The organism is Antrihabitans auranticaus (assembly GCF_016481275.1).
In the GTDB taxonomy this organism is placed as follows: Bacteria; Actinomycetota; Actinomycetes; order Mycobacteriales; family Mycobacteriaceae; genus Antrihabitans.
This window is the reverse complement of record NZ_JAEMNW010000003.1, coordinates 451866-469329: the sequence shown is the minus strand read 5'-3', so window position 1 is coordinate 469329 and position 17464 is coordinate 451866. Positions and strand designations below refer to the sequence as shown.

The following is a 17464-nucleotide window of genomic DNA, read 5'->3' as shown; positions in this document are numbered from 1 at the left end:
CGACATGCCGAGCGGCCAAAATGGGCGCGATTCGTGCCCATGTCAGACCATGCGGGATCAGGGCAACAGCCTTGCCTCGCAACGAAATCCGGGTACCGAACGCCCCGAATGGCAAGGAGCATAGCTGATGCGGAGAGTCCCGCCACGCAACGCAACGCGGCAAAAATCGAATCGATGCACAGCGGTTTCGCTGACGCCCGTCCTGTTCATCGCCGGCGCCGTCGCGGCAGGTGCCTACTGGGCCTCCGGCGCCGATCCCGAGCTTGCGGCGCGGGGTGACGGGCACGGGCGTGGTCTCGGCCAGAACGGCGCATACGACTACGCCAAAGCCGGCTGGACCGTCGAACAAATTCTTGTGCACTACTACCCGGGCACGACGCTTGGCGCGCTGCCGCCGACGAAAATCAGTGTGCGGCTGCAAGATCGCGACGACGACACATTGGACGTCTATTCGAGCACCGGCCTGACTGTCGCGGGCAGGCAGGCGTCCGCGGGCGAAGCGGCCCACCTCACGCCGATCCCTGGCGGTGCAAAGGTCACGATCACGTCCGGCTGCAGCGGCAACGTCCTGTGGGAAGGCGAGACGGACAACGCGTGGGTCGACCCCGTCGACGCCGGCCCGGCGCGGCCTGGCGAAGAGCACTTGACGATGTGCGACGGCGACGACACCTACCGCGGATCGCTCGGTGTCGCACTGGAAGGCGACCGGTACCGAACCGTCAACTACGTCGACATAGAGGACTACCTGCTCGGCGTCGTTCCGCACGAGATGACGCCGAATTGGGCCGACGACGGCGGTGCGGAAGCCCTGCGGGCACAGGCGATCGCTGCGCGGTCCTACGCGGCGACCGAGGATCGCACCGATTACGCGCAGACCTGCGACACGACCGACTGCCAGATGTACGGCGGCTCGGCGGACGAAGACGAGCGAACAAACGAAGCGGTGCGGTCGACAGCGGGTTCGGTGTTGATGATGGACGGCAAGATCGTCCACTCCGAATACTCCGCATCGAGTGACCGCGACGGCGACGGTGAGGACGCACTTGCGACCCGTCCGCCCGAGACAGGCGCTCCGATCCTCGCGGCGCCTGCGCCCGATGCGACCGCCCCCGGCACGGAAGCGGCGCCCGACGGCGGTCTGTCGCTCGAGATCCCCATTGATCTGGATCCGAATGTCGTCGTCGCCGGGGCTTCCCCGATCGACGCGAAGTACCGGCAGCTCGGCGGGATGGCCAGCAGCATCGGGGCACCGATCGGCCCGGAGATGCGACTGCCGACAGGTGAGGGTACGTTCCGCGTCTTCAGCAACGGGGCAATAATCCACACCGAGGATCTCGGGGCGCAGGTCGTCGACTTGAGTTTCCTCGACGAAATTGTTGCGGCAGCCGAGGAGAACTGACCCCGTGCGCGGAGCACCATGAACGCTGAGAACCGAGGCGCCCGAACCGACGTCGACAAGGCGCTGCTCGGGCACGCGACCTACCGAAGTCTCGGCGAGCAGCAGCTCTCGCCGGCCGAAGAGCGGTTCGAGAAGGGCCGCCGCACAATCGGGCTGTTTCTCGCGCCGCTGCTCGCGATAATCTTCCTCGCCCTGCCCCTCGGCATACCGCCGCAACAGCAGACGTTGGCCGGCATCCTGATCGGCGTCATTGTCCTGTGGATTACCGAGGCGCTCCCGATTCCGATCGGCGGACTGCTCGGTGTGGCCGTCGTGGTGTTCATGGGAGTGGCACCGGCCGACGAGGTCCTCGCTGCCTTCGGGTCGTCGACGATCTTCACGTTCATCGGGGCGTTCATCCTCGCGCAGGCGATGCTCAAGCACGGTGTTGCCCGGCGGTTCGCATTCAGGATTCTGACCCTGCCGCGCGTCGGCGAGTCCACCACCGGCGTGATCATCGCGTTCGGCGCAATCACCTGCCTGCTGTCGGCATTCGTGTCGAACACGGCAACCGTCGCCATGCTGCTTCCGACAGCGCTCGGGATCCTCGGCGTCATCGCGAAAGTGATGCAGCACCGCGGGGTCGTCGAGGAGGATTTCGACCCGTTGCGGCTGCGCGTGGGCGCCGCGATCATGCTGATGCTCGCGTATGCAGCGAGCGTGGGCGGTCTGTTGACCCCGGTCGGGAGTCCGCCGAACCTGATCGGACGCGGTCTGATCGAGGAGGCAACGGGGGAGCGGATCAGCTTCGGTCAGTGGATGGTGATGGCCGTCCCGATCTGCCTACTGATGTTCATCTCCCTCTCCTTCATTCTGTTGCGCCTCAACAGGCCCGAGATCAAGCGCATCGAAGGCGTCTCGGAGTACCTCGCGCGTGAGCGGGAAGAGATGGGCTCGCTGTCGCGAGCGGAGAAGAACACGCTCGTCGCGTTCGGTGTCACAGTCACGCTGTGGATCCTTCCCGGCGTAGTCGCGGTGGTTGCCGGCAACGATTCCGATATCTACGCGACGGTCAGCGACCGGCTCGACGAGGGCATGGTCGCGGTCTTCGGTGCAGCGCTGCTATATCTCCTGCCGACCGATTGGGAAAGCCGCGAATTCACGCTGCGCTGGAAGGATGCCGCCGACATCGACTGGGGCACGATCGTGCTTTTCGGCAGCGGCATCATCTTCGGCGCTCTACTCGCTGACACCGGCCTCGCGGAGACGATCGGCCAATCGGTCGCCGACTCACTGGGCATGACCAGCGTCGTTCCGATTACGATCTTCGCTGTCTTGCTGGCGATCGTCGTTTCCGAGACGACGAGCAACACCGCCTCGGCCGCAGTGGTGGTGCCGATCGTGATTCCGGTGGCAGTGGCGGCCGGAATCAATCCGTTCGTGCCCGCGTTGGCAGCCACTTTCGCGGCGTCGTTCGGCTTCATGCTGCCGGTGTCGACACCGCAAAATGCGGTGGTGTACGGCTCCGGTGCGGTCCGGATCACCACCATGATTCGCAGCGGCCTGACCTTCGACGTCATCGGCGCGATCCTGATCATCGTCTTCCTGCCACTGATGATCGCAGTAGTCGGGCTTGGTGGCTGAGCGCGATTTCTTCCGCGATCCTGGTCAGCAGCGCACCGGTCAGTATCGGGTCGGCAGCGGTGTCACGCTCGGTGTAATCGTCGAGCGCATGGACGCTGGTGAATCCGGCCTGCTCCCAACGTGAGCGCGGGAGGGTGCTCCGACCTGCGACTGCAACGACCGGCACCGGGTGCGAACGGTGGGCGAGGACCGCGAGCAGTTTGCCATGTTCGGTCTGTTCGTCGATGCTGCCTTCGCCGGTGATGACCAGGTCCGTGCCCGCGAGAAAGCTGTCGAAGTCGACGAGATCCAGGAAGTACTCGGCGCCGGACACTACGCGGGCGCCGAGCAGCATCGCTGCGAAACCGATGCCGCCGGCACTGCCTGCGCCTGCCGAGTCCGCCAACGCCCTGGCCTGCGGGAACCCGCTGCGGGTGAACGCGTCGACCAGGTTCTCCAAGCCTGCATCGAGGTAGCGCACGGCGGCGGCGTCGGCGCCCTTTTGGGGTCCGTACACCGCCGCCGCGCCGCTCTGGCCGGTCAGCGGGTTTGTGACATCGCCGGCGACCACGATCTCGATTCCGGACAGGTCCACTGCGTGGGAGGATTCGATTCGGACGATCTGCGGGAGGGTGCGCCCACACGGCCTGACTCGACGGCCGCGCGAGTTGTAGAAGGTAAAGCCAAGTGCTGCAAGCATTCCCGTGCCGCCGTCGGTGCTCGCGCTACCGCCGAGGGCGAGCACCAACCGTGTCGGCCGGTGCCGGAGAGCACTACCGATCGCCTGGCCGAAGCCGAGGCTCGACGAATCGAGCGGGTAGAAGCGGCCTTTGGGGAGGGTGGCCAGCCCGCATGTACTGGCGACCTCGACGACGGCTGTGGTGGCGTCGACAGCGATTCGTGCGCGTTGCGGGGTGCCGGTCGCGCCGGCGACGGTCACTGCGTGGGGAGTGAAGCCGGCGGCGACGGCAGCAGCGACACTGCCGTCACCACCGTCGGCCAGCGGGAGTCCTGTGCTTTCGATGCCGGCGGAGGCCAAGCCGACGGCGAGGTGGTCGACGACGTCCGCCGCGGAGAGCGATCCCTTGAACTTGTCGGGCGCAACCAGAATCTTCATCGGATCAATGCCGTTTCGGGCTGTGCGATCTGCTCGTGCTCGAGGACCTCCATGTCGAAATCGTTCTCGACCGCTCCCTCCGGTGGCGGCAGCACCTCACCGGCGAAGATGCGACGGGCCCGGTCGACGTCGAGTTCGTGATTCCACTTCGCGACGAACAGCGTTGCTACGGCGTTACCGATGAAGTTCACGAGAGCACGGCACTCGGACATGAACTTGTCGATGCCGAAGATGAGCATGATGCCCGCCGCTGGAATGGTGCCGAGGGTGCTCAAAGTTGCTGTCAGAGCGATGAATCCACCGCCCGCCACGCCTGCTGCACCCTTGGAGGTCAGCAACATGACGCCGAGCAGTCCGAGCTGTTGGGGAATCGTCAGGTCGGTGTTCGTGGCCTGTGCGATATAGAGCGCGGCCAGGGAAAGGTAGATGGCAGCGCCGTCGAGATTGAAGCTGTAACCGGTCGGAACGACGAGTCCGACGGTGGTCTTCTTGACGCCGGCATATTCGAGTTTGCGCATCAATCCGGGCAGCGCGGGCTCGGCGGTGGAGGTGCCCAAGATGAGGAGAAGCTCTTCTTTGAAGAAGCCGAGCATGCGGAAGATGTTGAGCCGCAGGTACGCCATCACCGAGCCGAGTACCACGAAGACGAAGAACGCGGACGTCACGTAGAAGAGCAGGATCAAGCTGCCGAGGCTGGTCAGCGTCGAGACGCCGTACTTACCGATGGCGAACGCCATGGCACCGAACGCGCCGAGCGGTGCGAGCTTCATGATGAAGCCGAGGACCTTGAAGATCACCGCTGTCAGGCGCTCCACGCTGCCTTTGATCGGCTCGGCCACCTGCCCGACTGCGTTGATCGCAACGCCGAAGATCACGGCGAGGAAGATGACTTGCAGAATGTCGCCTTCGACGAATGGACCGAACACGCTGTCCGGGACCAGATGGGTGATGAACTCCCACCACTTCTTCTCTTCGCCGGCTTGAATGAGTTTGCTTGCGGATTCGGTTGTTTCGATGGCCGACGCGTCGGCGTTCACGCCGTCCCCGAGTCGGAAGATGTTGATGGCGACGAGGCCGGTGGTCATCGCGAGAATCGTGCCGACTTGGAAGTAGCTCAGCGCTTTGATCCCGGTCAACCCGACCTTCTTGAGGTCGGCGACGCTCGCGATGCCGCCGACGATCGTCAGGAAGACGATCGGCCCGATGAGCATCTTCATCGCGGTAATGAAGGTCGTGCCGATCGGCTCCATCGCCTCGCCGGTATCCGGCCAGAGCCAGCCGACGAGGACGCCGAGCACGATGGCGACGAGAACCCAGAAGTACAGTTGCCTGTACCACGGCTTTTTCACGGTCAACGGTACGAAACCTGCTGCGCTGCTGGGTGTTTGCATGACATCTACCTTTTGGGTTAGGCGGGGAGGAGGGCGGGCTGGAGTGCGTGCACGATTGCTTCTGTGACGGCGGCGGTGTCGGCCGTGCCGCCGATGTCGCGGGTCAGGACTCCGCTCGCGGTTGCCGCCTCGATTGCAGCTTCGACGCGACGGGCCTCGTCGTGCAGGCCGAAGTGGTCGAGCATCAGTGCCGCACTTGCGATTGCACCGATCGGGTTGCTGATGCCCTTGCCCGCGATATCGGGAGCGGAGCCGTGGACCGGTTCGAACATGCTGGGGAAGCGGCGCTCCGGATTGAGGTTCGCGCTTGCCGCGATGCCGAGGCTGCCTGCGAGCGCGGAGCCGAGGTCGGACAGGATGTCGGCGTTGAGGTTCGAGGCGACGACCACGGAGAGGTCTTCGGGACGCAGGATGAACTTCGCGCTCATCGCATCGACCAGAACGCTCTCGGTTGCCACATCCGGGTAGTCGAGTGAGACGCGCTTGAAGACGTCGTCCCACAGCACCATTCCGTACTGCTGGGCGTTGGACTTGGTGACGCTCGAGACCTTCTTCACGGTGCGGGTGCGGGCCAGCTCGAACGCGAATCGCATGATCCGCTCACAACCCTTTTCCGTGAAAAGCGCGGTCTGCAACGCGACCTCGTTGCCCGGGCCGCGCCCGCTCAGATTGCGGCCACCGAGCCCGGCGTACTCGCCTTCACTGTTCTCCCGGACCACGACCCAGTCGAGTTCGGTGTGGTCGGCCTTGCGCAACGGGGACTGCACGCCCGGCAAGAACTTCACAGGGCGCACGTTGGCCCACTGATCGAAGTTCTGCGTGACGTTCAGCCGCAGACCCCACAGGCTGATGTGGTCGGGGACGTTTTCCCAGCCGACCGCACCGAAGTAGATCGCGTCGAACGACTTCAAGGTCTCGAGGCCGTCGTCGGCCATCATCTTCCCGGTCTGCGCGTAGTACTCGCAGCCCCACGGGAATTCTTCCCACTCGAACGCAAACTGACCGCCGGACTGCGCTGCGAGCACGTCGAGCACGCGCCGACCGGCCGCGACGACCTCCTTGCCGACGCCATCGGCCGGGATCGATGCGATTTTGAATGTCTGCGGTGCCATCTGAGGTCCTCCATCGTGTTGTGCGGGTCACACTTCGTGATGGCTCTATTAGGGCGGTCAGGTGCGGTCGGCGTCCAAGACGAAGAGTCGATTCGCCTTATAGGTTCTGCCTAATCGAGGCGTATATTCGCAGGTAAGGCCAGTCTGGAGAGAGCATGGACGCGCGACAGTTGCGGTATTTCCTGGCGGTTGTCGACCAGGGCGGGATCAATCGCGCCGCCGAAACCCTGCTCATCGCCCAACCGTCGCTGTCGCAATCGATCGCTGCGCTGGAGCGGGAGCTGGGGGTGCCGCTCTTTCACCGAATCGGTCGCCGACTGGTCCTCAGCGAAGCCGGTGAAACGCTCGTCGGTCCCGCGCGGGTGGTGCTGCGCGACCTCGAGGATGCGAAAGCATCGGTCAAAGCGCTGAAAGGACTCCGTGCGGGCCGGGTGGATCTGATCACCATGCCCTCGCCGGGGATCGAGCCACTTACGACGATCCTCACCCGCTTCGGCCGGGCCTATCCGGCAGTGACCGTCAACGCCGAAGCGGCCTTCACCCCGGAGGAGGTTCTGCACGCGGTTCGGACGGGCGTGTGCGAGATCGGGATTCTCGGCTCGCCCGCAGTGGTTCGCGCCGCTGAGCTGGAGGTCGTCGCGCTCGAAAGTCAGCCGCTGATCCTCCTTTCCGGTCCGGATTCGGACACCCCCGCCGGCCCCGAGATTCAGCGTTCAGAGCTCAGTGGATTCCGTCTGATCGTTTCGCAGCGCGGGTCGCTGATGCGGACACTTGTCGACGAGGTATTGGCCAGCGGTGTCGACGCGACGATCGTCGCTGAGGTCGCGCACCGCACGTCGATCCTGCCGATGGTGCTCAGTGGTTTCGGCCAGGCGGTGATGCCCTCGTCGTGGGCACCGTCGGCGCGGCAGGCCGGTGCGACAGTGCACAGGATCGTTCCGGAGTCCTACCTCCACGTCGCCGCCGTCTGCAGGCAAGACCACCTCACGCCGCCGGCGCGGACCCTCATGGACGAGGCCCGGCGCTACGCCGAGCGGACCCCCGTCGCGTGGGACTAGATCTGGTGTCGTGCGTTCGGTGGATATTCGGCACTCTCTCCAAATGGCAACATCGAATTCGTTGAATCAGCCCGCCAACGAATTTCGAGGAAATGCGATGACCAAGTCGAATGCGCGGAATTCCTTCATTCGTAATATCGCGGCACTCGTCGCAACGGTGGGCGCGGTGACCGGTATTGCGCCGATTGACTGAGCGCCGAATAGGCGGTTGCGGGGGAGTCTTCTCGCGCGATGCCGCGGCAGCAGCCTGCTCGGCGGGTGTGGTCGCGGTTGCGGGGAGCCCACTCGGCGAGTGCTGGGATCAATCCCCGCCCAGTAGCTGGGTCGCTTCCAGCTGCCGCTTGGCGGCACCACTCAAATAGGTTGCGATGGTTCGGAGTTGATCGTCGTCGTACTCGTCGAGTTGCTCGCGCAGGAGGCGGAGGAGGCCGTCGAATCTGGGCAGGTTGTCGATCGCGAACTGGGGGTCGAACTCGACGAGAACTTTCCGCCCGTCGTCCGGGTGCGGGACGCGCCGGGCGGCGCCGACCGCTTCGAGGCGACCGATGAGCCCGGTGACGGACGCAGGCGCAAGGCCCGAGAGTTCGGACAGTTCGCCCGCCGTCAACGGACCTCGCCGGACGATGAGGTCGAGTGCCTTCGTGTCGGACGGATTGAGACCCTGTAGATTTGCCAGCCGCGTGTGGAAAAGCACTGCCGCCGTGCTCAATTCGCGACCGCCCAGCAGTACCTGCTGGATCAGGCCCTCCCGTGGGTCGTCGGCTTGCACGGCCCAACCCTAGCGTCAGGTTTTCTTTCGCCGCATCGAAAGAAGTGTGAAAATAACAACAAGACCGGTAGGTTTCTGACATGGTTGCGCACATGCGTCGCGCGTTCGCTTTGCTCCCGCTCGCGGCAGTGCTCGTTCTCGGCAGTGTTGCCGCCTCGACTGGCGTCGCTGCCGCCGACCTGTACTACCCGCAACCCAGTGGACCGTATTCGGTGGGCTCGACCCGTGCGGGCTTCGAAGATACCGGCCGGCCGAACCTCCTGTTCGGCGATCCGAACCGCAGCATCGAGACGACTGTGTGGTATCCGACATCGGCAACGAGCGGCCCACGCGCAAAATACCTGTCCGAGAACCCGTTCAACGACGCGATCATGGCAGCACGGATCGCGGAGATGTGGCGGCAACCGGCTCTTGCTGCGGAGATCGCCAATCAGGACACCTCGTCGTTTCGGAACGCGCCGATACGGACGGACCTCGGCAGGCTGCCCGTCGTGATCTGGCAGCCTGGCCTCGGAAACACTCGCGCCATGGGAACGTCGGTCGCGGAAGACCTTGCCTCCCACGGCTACATCGTGATCGCCGTCGATCCGCCGGACTCCACCATTGTCGAGTACCCGAACGGGCTGATCAACGGTATGCCGGTGCATTCGATGAACGACGCGGACTGGATGAACAGGACGCTGAACACGCGGGTGGGCGATACGCAGAAGGTGATCGGAAGCCTGTCCGAGCTCCCGCTGGGCATCGGAGCCGTCGCCGATCCCGAGCGGATCGGCGTGACCGGCCACAGCTACGGCGGGTATTCGGCGATGGCTGCCGCGTTCGAGGACGACCGCGTCGATGCGGCGATGGCCATCGACGGCGTCGCGGCGTGGCCGGGGACGGACACCCCGAAACCGGGCAGCGTCGTCGAGAACGGTCTGTCGATCCCGTCGATGATCTTCGGTGCGCTCGATGGCGGCGTCGGAATTTCGCAGGAGTCGTGGGACCAGTTCCGGCAGGTCACGCAGTCCTGGTTCGGCAACATCCGAATTTCCGGAGCGCTGCACCACGCGTTCACGGACGCGCGCATGCTCCTTCGCGACGTCTGCGGAGCGATTGCCCCCGACCTGGTCTTCACATTGACGACGCAGTACGTGAGGGCATTCTTCGACCAGTTTCTGCAGGGTTCGACGCAGCCGATCCTCGATCCGCCGACTCAGACCCTGCGGGCCGACTAGGCGTTTTCGCATTGCTCGGATACCGCGAACGTAGCGGTCCGTGCATCCTTGTCGAACCGTGACTTTCGTTATGGCGCGACTGTGATGACGACCTTCGCCGTCGCATGCTCGCTTTCCAGGTAGGCCATGGCTGCCGGCGTCTCCGCGAGCGGATAGGTGCGGTCGATGATCGGTGCGATCTGGCCTGCCTCTATAAGGTCGCGCAGCTCGGCCAACGCTTCCCTGCTCGGCTTGGCGAGCGGTGCTCGAATCGACTGCCGGACGAAGAGCCCGCGGATCTGACCGCCGACAATGAGCCGGACCGGACCGAGGACGCTGCCGCCGTCGTATGTCCCACCTCCGGACAGCAGGAGTGTTCCCTTCGGCTCGAGCAGTCGCCGCAGGTCCCGCAGCCGACGGTTGCCGACGAGGTCGAGCACGGTATCGAAGCGGCCGACCACCTCCTCGCGGGTGTAGTCGACGACGTGCTTCGCGCCGAGCGACCGAACCAGCTCCACGTTCCGTGTGCTGCACACCCCGGTCACCTCGGCCCCTGTGGCTGCTGCTATTTGCACGGCGAACGTGCCGACACCGCCTGACGCGCCGTTGATCAGCACCCGCTGACCTGCCGTTGTCCCACGCAGGCACGTCATCGCCGTCACCGCCGCCAGCGGTACGGCCGCTGCCTGCTCGAAGGTCAGGTTCGCGGGCTTCCGATCGAGTGCAGACCGCGGCGCGCACACGTAGTCGGCGAACGCGCCCGCGGACACTTCGCCGTACACGGCGTCACCGGGCGCGAGGTCGCGGACGCCGGAACCGACTGCCTCGACGGTTCCGGCGAAGTCGGCGCCATGGATCGGCTGCTTGGGTCCCCGCCGCCCGAAGATCTTTCGATCCATCCAGCGGGCAATTCGCGGGTCGCCGCGCATCACGTGCCAGTCGCGCGCGTTGAGCGATGCCGCGTGTACTCGCACCAACACTTCGTCCACCCCGGGCACCGGCTTCTCGACTTCCTGCATCGTCAGGGAATCCGGTGCTCCGTAGAGGGTTTGAACGATTGCTCTCATAGACATGGACAGTAGGGCGGTCTTGGGTCGGCCACATCGGGGACAACCCTGATTTCGATTCAGCTAGTCGAACACGTACCCCTGGCTGCCGACCGCATCGCGTATTCACGCTTTCTCGCAGCGTCGCTCTTGACGGGCCGAAGCCGGTCCAATAATGTTTCGTTCGTCCGAACGAAATAAATTGGAGGCTGGCGGGATGACTAAGGCGCTGATCATCGGAGGTGGGGTAGCAGGTCCGACCGCGGCAATGGCATTGCACCGCGCGGGCGTGGAATCGACTGTCTACGAACGGTATCCGCACGCGGCTGCGGATATCGGTGCGTTCCTGACCTTCGCCGTGAACGGGATGGATGCCTTGCGGGCAATCGAGGCGAACGGTGCGGTGATCGGGCTCGGCCACCCGACGCCGACGCTTGTCTTCCGGAGTGGGACGGGCCGGGTGCTCGGCGAAATACCCCTCGGCGGCAGCCTCTCCGACGGCACGGTCACGCACACGATCAAGCGCGCCGAGCTGTACGGCGCCCTCCAGGACGCAGCTGCCGGCCGCGGTATCCCCGTCGAGTACGGCAAGAATCTGATTGGCGTACAACACCTTTCCGGTGGTGGCGTGCGGGCGCTGTTCGACGACGACACCCACGCGGACGGCGACCTGCTCATCGGCGCCGACGGCATCCGGTCCACCGTTAGAACGCTCATCGACCCGAATGCCCCAGAGCCGCGCTACGTGCCGGTGCTCAACGTAGGCGGCTACGCCAAAGCAGCGGACGTCCCGAACGTGCCCGTCGGCCCCGGAACGTTCGAAATGACCTTCGGCAATAAGTGCTTCTTCGGCTACACGGTCCTCGCGAACGGCGAGATCTGGTGGTTCGCCAATCCGCCTCGGCGGAAGGGGCAAACGAGTCCGTCGACCGACACGGAGTGGCGGGCCGAACTGCGCGCGCTCTTCGCGCGCGACAACACGCCTGCGAACGACATCATCGACGCTACCCCGGGCGCGATCAGCGCCTGGTCGACCTTCGACATGCCGAGAGTGCCTGTCTGGCATAGGGATTCGATGATCATCATCGGCGACGCCGCACACGCGACTTCGCCGGCCTCGGGTCAGGGTGCGTCGATGGCGATCGAAGATGCTGTCATTCTCGCGAAGTGCATTCGCGACGGACGTGACATTCCTTCTTCATTCGAAACATTCGAGCGGCTTCGCCGCGACCGAGTCGAGAAGATCGTTGCGGCAGGCGCGCGGTCGAGCAACAGCAAAGCCGCCGGAGTCGTCGGCCGCGTCCTGCGTGACGCCTTTATGCCCATGTTTCTGAAGAAGATGGCAAAGGGCGGCGACAAGTCGGCGGGGTTCATGTTCGACCACCACATCGAGTGGGACGAGCGAGTCGCCGTCTAGCGGTCAGGCAGTCGGCTGGATCAACACGCGCTTGAGGATCTTCCCAGTTGCGTTGCGGGGCAACGCCGTCAGGAATGTCACGTCCCGCGGTACGGAGAAGCGGCTGAGCCGGTGATGGATGTAGGAGCGCACCATGTCCTGGTCGAGCCGCGCGCCTTCGCGGGGCACGACGAACGCCACGAGCCGCTGACCGTATTCGACGTCCGGGACGCCCACAACCGCGACCTCACTGACCTGCGGCAGATGCGCGAGTGCCTCTTCGACCGGCCGCGGGAAGACGTTCTCACCGCCCGAGATGATCATCTCGTCGTCACGACCGGAGACGAAGAGCCGTCCGTCCGCGTCGATATAGCCGAGGTCGCCGGTGTCCATCAGCTGACCGGCGATCGGTGGCGGCGCGGCGTCGGTGTAGCCGTCGAAAAGCATGTCGTTGCCGACGAAAATTCGTCCCACCGCGCCACACGGCAGCGGCGAACCGTGCTCGTCGAGAACGCTGATGCGAGTACCGAGCGGCGGCCGGCCCGCGGTCGTCGGCGCTGCACGGAGGTCGGTGGGGTCGGCGATCGTGCCCCACGAGACTTCGGTCGAACCGTAGAAGTTGTAGAGAATGTCCCCGAAGGTGTCCATGAAACTCGTGACGAGCTGACCGGACATCGGCGACCCGCTGCAGGCGACCACGCGCAGGCTGGAGGTGTCGTATCGGGCGCGGACCGCAGGCGGCAGGTCGAGAATTCGCTGGATCATCACGGGCACCGCGATCAGCGAGGTGCACCTGTGGACAGAGATGGCGCGCAGGCAATCCTCGGCGTCGAACCGGTCGGCGAGCACGACGGTCGACCGAATCGGTGTGCTGATTTGGAGTGCCGCGAGCCCCCAGCTGTGGAACAGCGGTGCGGCGATCAGCATCTTCTCGCCCATTTGCAGCGGCATCCGGCTGAGCATCGCCGCAACCGCCTGAAACCCCTTCGGGGTGGGCCGCTTGGCGCTCTTCGGGCTGCCGTTGGTGCCCGAGGTCAAGACGATGAGCCTGCCCGGCTCGGTCGCCTTCACGACGGTGCTCGGCGCGCCGAGGATGAGTCCTTCCAGCGTCGGCCGGTCGTTCGGCGCCGGTGCGGTGCTGATCCGCATGACGTTCGGGCGCAGGTACTGGATCACCGAGTCGAACTCGTCGTCGAGGAACACGACCTGCGGGTTGTGCCGCACCAGGAGCTCTTCGACCTGCCGGGCGCCCAGGCCGGTGTTGAGCAGCAGAAGGTGCGCGCCCAACTTTCCGCAGGCGACCATGCACTCGACCATCGCCGCGTGGTTGCGGGCCATGATCGCGACCGTCGAGCCGGGCGTGACGCCGACACCCGGCAGTGCCGCCGCGAGCCGGTTCGTACGCTCGTGCAGTTCGGCGAAGGTCAGGGATCCACGCCGGTCGGCGAGCGCGATCGTCTTGGGTTCCCGAGCTGCAGCGGCAGCAAAGCCGCCTGCCAGCGTGAAGCCCCACTTCGCGAGCGAGTTCAACTGCTTGATGCCGCGGTCGGGGCGGGCGGCTCGCACCACACCGGTCTTCACCATCGTCTTCGCGACACTTAGTTGGACCGAGCGATAGTCGCCGGAGTTCGACACAATCGACGTCGGTTTTCCGGTCAGAAAGTCTTCGATTCGCTGCAAGCCCTCGCGTGTCCACGCCGTCAAAGCAGCATTTTCGTTTTTCATCAGCGCGGGATGAATCTGGGCGGCCTTGAAGAATGTCGCGACGATTCGCGTCATGTTCTCGTTGACCTCGAAAAGGCGGACCGAGACAAAGCTGCTGCCATCGACGCTCTCGAGCGTGAAGTCGGAACCGTTGCGGCCGATTACCGCACGTAGACCTAGGTTGACGGCCTCGGCGTGCGGTGGTGCGACGCGGACCGCGTAGACGGCCGGCCGGTCGGGCTCGGCTTCGGTGAGTCGCTCGCAGGTACCCATTCCGCGGAAGAAGCGCGGATACCATTCGGGATCACTCAAGTATTCCCATATTGCGTGGCGTGGAAGTTCGAGAAGAACATCCACGTCTATTACGTCGGATAACACTCTGAGTTGTTCCCGTCAGGCTTGGCCCCCGGTTTGCGTTGGCATGTGTGAGTATTTGTACTGACTACGCTCACCCGGGGTCAAGAACTGTTGGTAACAGTTAGGTTGGCAATCGTGCGGGTACGGATTGTCGGCACGAAGTTGCCGGGGCGGAAGTTCGGCGCCGCCGAGAACGTCCATGTCGGCGTGCAGCGTGGTCGTGAGGTCGTGGATCAGGTGCCGGGGGACGCGGACTCGGCGGTGTTCGAGTTCGACGTGACGGTTGCCGAAACTGCGACCGGTCCCGATTTTCGGGGTCCGTACGTTCACGGCCGCAGGGGAGCCCGGTTCTTGTACCTGAGCTGGGGAAACCTGGAAGCCGACGGCAGTTGGTCGATGTTTCGGCGGGCGAAACTGCACATCTGCGAACTCCCGTCCGACATGGTCGGATGCGACACCGTGGAGGCCCAGCTCACATTGACCGACGAATGCGGCGGGCCGCGATGTGCGTCGGTTCGACCGCCGCTTCTGACGTGGGTCGCCGGAACGTAGCGCGGGCCTAGTCCGCGTACCGCGAGCGCGCGCCCGAGTGTGGCGAGGCTCTCACGATCGTCGGCACGATTCGACGCTCCAGCGCGTACAGTGTCGCGCCCGCGCGAGTGCCGACGCCGATGGTCGGGTAGATGCTCGCGAGCATGCCGTCGACCTGTTTCGCGGCGAGCCCCAGTGTGCGCCCGATCTCCTTGTTGTCGCGTCCGCGACCGACTTCGATCAAGACGCCGACCTCCGCGGCGGTCAGGCCGGGGATTGTCGGAAGGTCGGTCGGCACGGGATTGGCCACCGCTTCGAGCACTGCATCGACCGCGTTGCCGTCGAGGTGTCGAGCGCCGACTTCGGCGTGCAATTGGGTCGCCGCCGCCTGCGGGGTGAGAGCGGGGCGGTGTGGCCGACGTTCGCGCATCGCGTGGTAGACGTCGGCCGCGGCAAGAATGCGGGCCGGCTTCGGCATGCGCTCGATGCCCCGCGAGTAACCGCTGCCGTCGAGCCGCTCGTGGTGTTGCGAGGCGACCGCGGAAAGCTCGCGCAGAAACGGTGTCCGGTCGAGGACGCGGTCTGTGTAGTACGGGTGCAGCCGGACGAGCTCCCACTCGTCCGGTCGCAGTGGGCCCGGCCGTCCCCAAATGCTCGCGCTGATGCCGATTCGGCCGATGTCGTGCACGTACCCCGCACGGCGCAACAGGCACATGTATTCCGGTTCGAGCCCCGCAACTACCGCTGCGTGCGCCGCGAGTTCCGCGACGCCGGACGAATGACCGATCAGGTACGGCGATTTGAGGTCGGTGAAATCCGCGATTGCCCGCAGCGCGTCGTCGACCTCGTCGGGGGCCATCGGAGCGACCTCCGGCGCCGCCGCGACCACCGCGTCCCAGAGCGAACCGACCACCTGAATCGGTGCGAGGACCATGTCGGGGTCGGCGAGGAAGGCGACCGAGACGCTCGGGTCGAGGCCGCGCCCGGACCGTTCCCTGACCAGATCGGCGCCACCTCGAACCCCGCCGTGCCGGTGACCCGCGACGGCAAGCGAAGCCACTTGCACGACCCGCACCGGGAGTGGGATCGCCTCGCCCGCGGCTTTACCCGGGAAGCCGGAACCGTCCCAGTTCTCGTAGCTGCTCGCGAGGTCCGTGAGATGGTCCGGGTCGTACCCGCAGCGGCGGCCGAGAATTTGCGCGGCCTCGCATACGTCTTTGGAGATATCGCCGTATGCGCGGCCGAGCACGAGCAGTCGGGCGAGCGCCGCGGGCCGGGCGAGGGGTGCGTTGGTGCGGGCGACATGGCTCAACATGAACCGTAGTAATTGTCGTTGATCGCTGAAATCGAGCGTCGCAGAATGTTGGCGCATCACCATTTCGTCGCCGAGCACTGTCGCCATTTCTGCCGACGCCGCCGTGCAGCCGATGTGTTGCAGCAACGACAGGTAGTACACACGGCGTCGGACGTCCGGCGAAAGTGCCAATTGCGCACTCAATCGGTCGGCGACCAAACACGTCGCCAAGCCGCTTTCCAGTGGTTGTGCCATACCGGTATCGGCCGCGAGAGAAATTGCGGCCGCAAGCTCTGGCCAGGTCACCGCCGATGGCATGCCCGCATTGTGGCACTGCTTTCGAGCAAACTGGGGGTTTGTTTGTTTTGGCGTGTTGACATTGACGCAACGTCAAGATGCATCCTTGGAACATCGACGAGATCGAGACGAAAAGAGCAGGACGTGCAGAGCCGAACGCATCAGAGCCGGGTCGAGTGGTCGATCCAGGACCTGGCCAAAGCCGCAGGTACGACGAGTAGAACGCTGCGCCACTACGGGCACGTCGGGCTGCTGGCACCGGCCCGCATCGGCAGCAACGGTTATCGGTACTACGACCAGAACTCACTGGTGCGGCTGCAGCGAATTCTGTTGCTGCGCGAATTGGGGCTGGGGTTGCCGGTGATCGCCGATGTTCTGGAAGGCGAGAAGGACACGGCAACTGCTCTCCGGATTCACCTGGCACTGCTCGAACAGGAACAGGATCGAATTCGGCGGCAGATCGAATCGGTGAAAACGACACTACGAAAAACGAAAGGAGGTGAAGAACTGATGGCATCGGAAGTTTTCGACGGCTTCGATCACACGCAATACAAGGACGAGGTGATCGAGCGGTGGGGTAAGGACGCCTACGAAAGCGGCGACCGGTGGTGGCGCGGACTGAGTGCCGCGGAGAAAGCGGATTTCCAGCAGCGCCAGGTCGACATTGCAACCGCGTTCGCCGACGCGCACAAGGCGGGCCTGGATCCCGGCAGCGCCGAGGTTCAGGCGATCACCAGTCGCCACTACGCGTGGATGACGGGTGGCTGGCAGGGGCGCCGGCCGACGGCCGAAGCTTTTGCCGGGATCGGGCAGATGTACGTCGACGATCCGCGGTTCACTGCGAACTATGACGGGCACGGAGTCGGCACGGCTGTGTTCGTTCGTGACGCGATGAAGGTCTTCGCGGACCGGATGTAAGCAGGTGGGTGCGGTGCTGTGCGAGCAGCGCTGCACTCATCTTTCGTCAGGTGTGACGAAGATGATCGAGACGCTCGCGGACAGGTTCGGCACACGCGAGGAACTTCGCGAGAAGCAGCCCGATGAGAGTCGCGGTTACGGCGATGTAGAGCCTGCGGCGGTGCTGGTGGTGGGAAGGCATGCCAAGCCCCTTGACCTGCAACGAGATCGACGAGCGCCGCCAGCCTTCCGGCACGTTGGCGGCGCGGTGCGGATAATCACAGAATCATATCGA

15 protein-coding genes are annotated in these 17464 nt (G+C 64.8%); 7 read left to right on the top strand and 8 right to left on the bottom strand.

What is annotated here, in order from left to right; all coding sequences use genetic code 11:
- Positions 1 to 127: 127 nt before the first annotated feature.
- Positions 128 to 1399 carry a SpoIID/LytB domain-containing protein gene (locus JGU72_RS16465; protein WP_199685022.1) on the top strand — a complete coding sequence of 424 codons (1272 nt, stop codon included), beginning with the start codon at positions 128 to 130 and terminating at the stop codon, positions 1397 to 1399.
- Between the two features lie 18 nt (positions 1400 to 1417).
- Positions 1418 to 3022 carry an SLC13 family permease gene (locus JGU72_RS16460; RefSeq protein ID WP_199685021.1) on the top strand — a complete coding sequence of 535 codons (1605 nt, stop codon included), beginning with the start codon at positions 1418 to 1420 and terminating at the stop codon, positions 3020 to 3022.
- Here JGU72_RS16460 and JGU72_RS16455 read toward each other — a convergent pair.
- The 3 genes from JGU72_RS16455 to JGU72_RS16445 are packed head-to-tail and all read right to left on the bottom strand — an operon-like array spanning position 2973 to position 6621.
- The gene (locus JGU72_RS16455) at positions 2973 to 4118 is read right to left on the bottom strand and encodes a glycerate kinase (RefSeq protein ID WP_199685020.1); all 1146 of its coding nucleotides are present in this window, start codon (positions 4116 to 4118) and stop codon (positions 2973 to 2975) included. The genes JGU72_RS16460 and JGU72_RS16455 overlap by 50 nt on opposite strands.
- Positions 4115 to 5509, bottom strand: a complete 1395-nt coding sequence (gene dctA, locus JGU72_RS16450; RefSeq protein WP_199685019.1) for a C4-dicarboxylate transporter DctA — start codon at positions 5507 to 5509, stop codon at positions 4115 to 4117. The genes JGU72_RS16455 and dctA overlap by 4 nt, the downstream gene beginning before the upstream one ends.
- A gap of 17 nt (positions 5510 to 5526) precedes the next feature.
- Positions 5527 to 6621 (bottom strand): tartrate dehydrogenase, encoded by a 1095-nt coding sequence (locus JGU72_RS16445; RefSeq protein ID WP_199685018.1) that lies wholly within the window; start codon positions 6619 to 6621, stop codon positions 5527 to 5529.
- A 155-nt stretch (positions 6622 to 6776) separates the two neighbouring features.
- Here JGU72_RS16445 and JGU72_RS16440 point away from each other — a divergent pair, with 155 nt between their 5' ends.
- Positions 6777 to 7679 (top strand): LysR family transcriptional regulator, encoded by a 903-nt coding sequence (locus JGU72_RS16440; RefSeq protein WP_199685017.1) that lies wholly within the window; start codon positions 6777 to 6779, stop codon positions 7677 to 7679.
- A 301-nt stretch (positions 7680 to 7980) separates the two neighbouring features.
- Here the strand turns inward: JGU72_RS16440 and JGU72_RS16435 are convergent, their stop codons facing one another.
- A complete protein-coding gene (locus JGU72_RS16435; RefSeq protein ID WP_199685016.1) occupies positions 7981 to 8448 on the bottom strand; it encodes a MarR family transcriptional regulator in 468 nt (155 codons plus the stop codon).
- An 80-nt stretch (positions 8449 to 8528) separates the two neighbouring features.
- Here JGU72_RS16435 and JGU72_RS16430 point away from each other — a divergent pair, with 80 nt between their 5' ends.
- Positions 8529 to 9668, top strand: coding sequence for an alpha/beta hydrolase family protein (locus JGU72_RS16430; protein ID WP_199685015.1), 1140 nt, complete (start codon positions 8529 to 8531; stop codon positions 9666 to 9668).
- A 68-nt stretch (positions 9669 to 9736) separates the two neighbouring features.
- On the opposite strand, the gene JGU72_RS16425 is transcribed toward JGU72_RS16430, so the two are convergent.
- Positions 9737 to 10714, bottom strand: coding sequence for an NAD(P)-dependent alcohol dehydrogenase (locus JGU72_RS16425; RefSeq protein WP_199685014.1), 978 nt, complete (start codon positions 10712 to 10714; stop codon positions 9737 to 9739).
- A 196-nt stretch (positions 10715 to 10910) separates the two neighbouring features.
- Between JGU72_RS16425 and JGU72_RS16420 the strand changes: the two genes are divergently transcribed.
- Positions 10911 to 12110: an FAD-dependent oxidoreductase gene (locus tag JGU72_RS16420; RefSeq protein ID WP_199685013.1), complete on the top strand. Its 1200-nt coding sequence runs from the start codon at positions 10911 to 10913 to the stop codon at positions 12108 to 12110.
- Positions 12111 to 12113: 3 nt separating this feature from the next.
- Here the strand turns inward: JGU72_RS16420 and JGU72_RS16415 are convergent, their stop codons facing one another.
- The gene (locus JGU72_RS16415) at positions 12114 to 14171 is read right to left on the bottom strand and encodes an AMP-binding protein (protein ID WP_199685012.1); all 2058 of its coding nucleotides are present in this window, start codon (positions 14169 to 14171) and stop codon (positions 12114 to 12116) included.
- Positions 14172 to 14285: 114 nt separating this feature from the next.
- Here JGU72_RS16415 and JGU72_RS16410 point away from each other — a divergent pair, with 114 nt between their 5' ends.
- Positions 14286 to 14702, top strand: a complete 417-nt coding sequence (locus tag JGU72_RS16410) for a DUF5990 family protein (protein ID WP_199685011.1) — start codon at positions 14286 to 14288, stop codon at positions 14700 to 14702.
- 7 nt (positions 14703 to 14709) lie between these two features.
- Here the strand turns inward: JGU72_RS16410 and JGU72_RS16405 are convergent, their stop codons facing one another.
- Complete coding sequence (locus JGU72_RS16405) at positions 14710 to 16293, bottom strand: HD domain-containing phosphohydrolase (protein WP_233532497.1); 1584 nt, start codon at positions 16291 to 16293, stop codon at positions 14710 to 14712.
- Positions 16294 to 16416: 123 nt separating this feature from the next.
- On the opposite strand from JGU72_RS16405, the gene JGU72_RS30730 reads away from it, so the two are divergent.
- On the top strand, positions 16417 to 17190 hold the full coding sequence (locus JGU72_RS30730; RefSeq protein ID WP_307828474.1) for a MerR family transcriptional regulator: 774 nt from the start codon (positions 16417 to 16419) through the stop codon (positions 17188 to 17190).
- A gap of 46 nt (positions 17191 to 17236) precedes the next feature.
- On the opposite strand, the gene JGU72_RS31055 is transcribed toward JGU72_RS30730, so the two are convergent.
- Positions 17237 to 17371, bottom strand: a complete 135-nt coding sequence (locus JGU72_RS31055) for a hypothetical protein (RefSeq protein ID WP_267909226.1) — start codon at positions 17369 to 17371, stop codon at positions 17237 to 17239.
- Between the last annotated feature and the right edge of the window lie 93 nt (positions 17372 to 17464).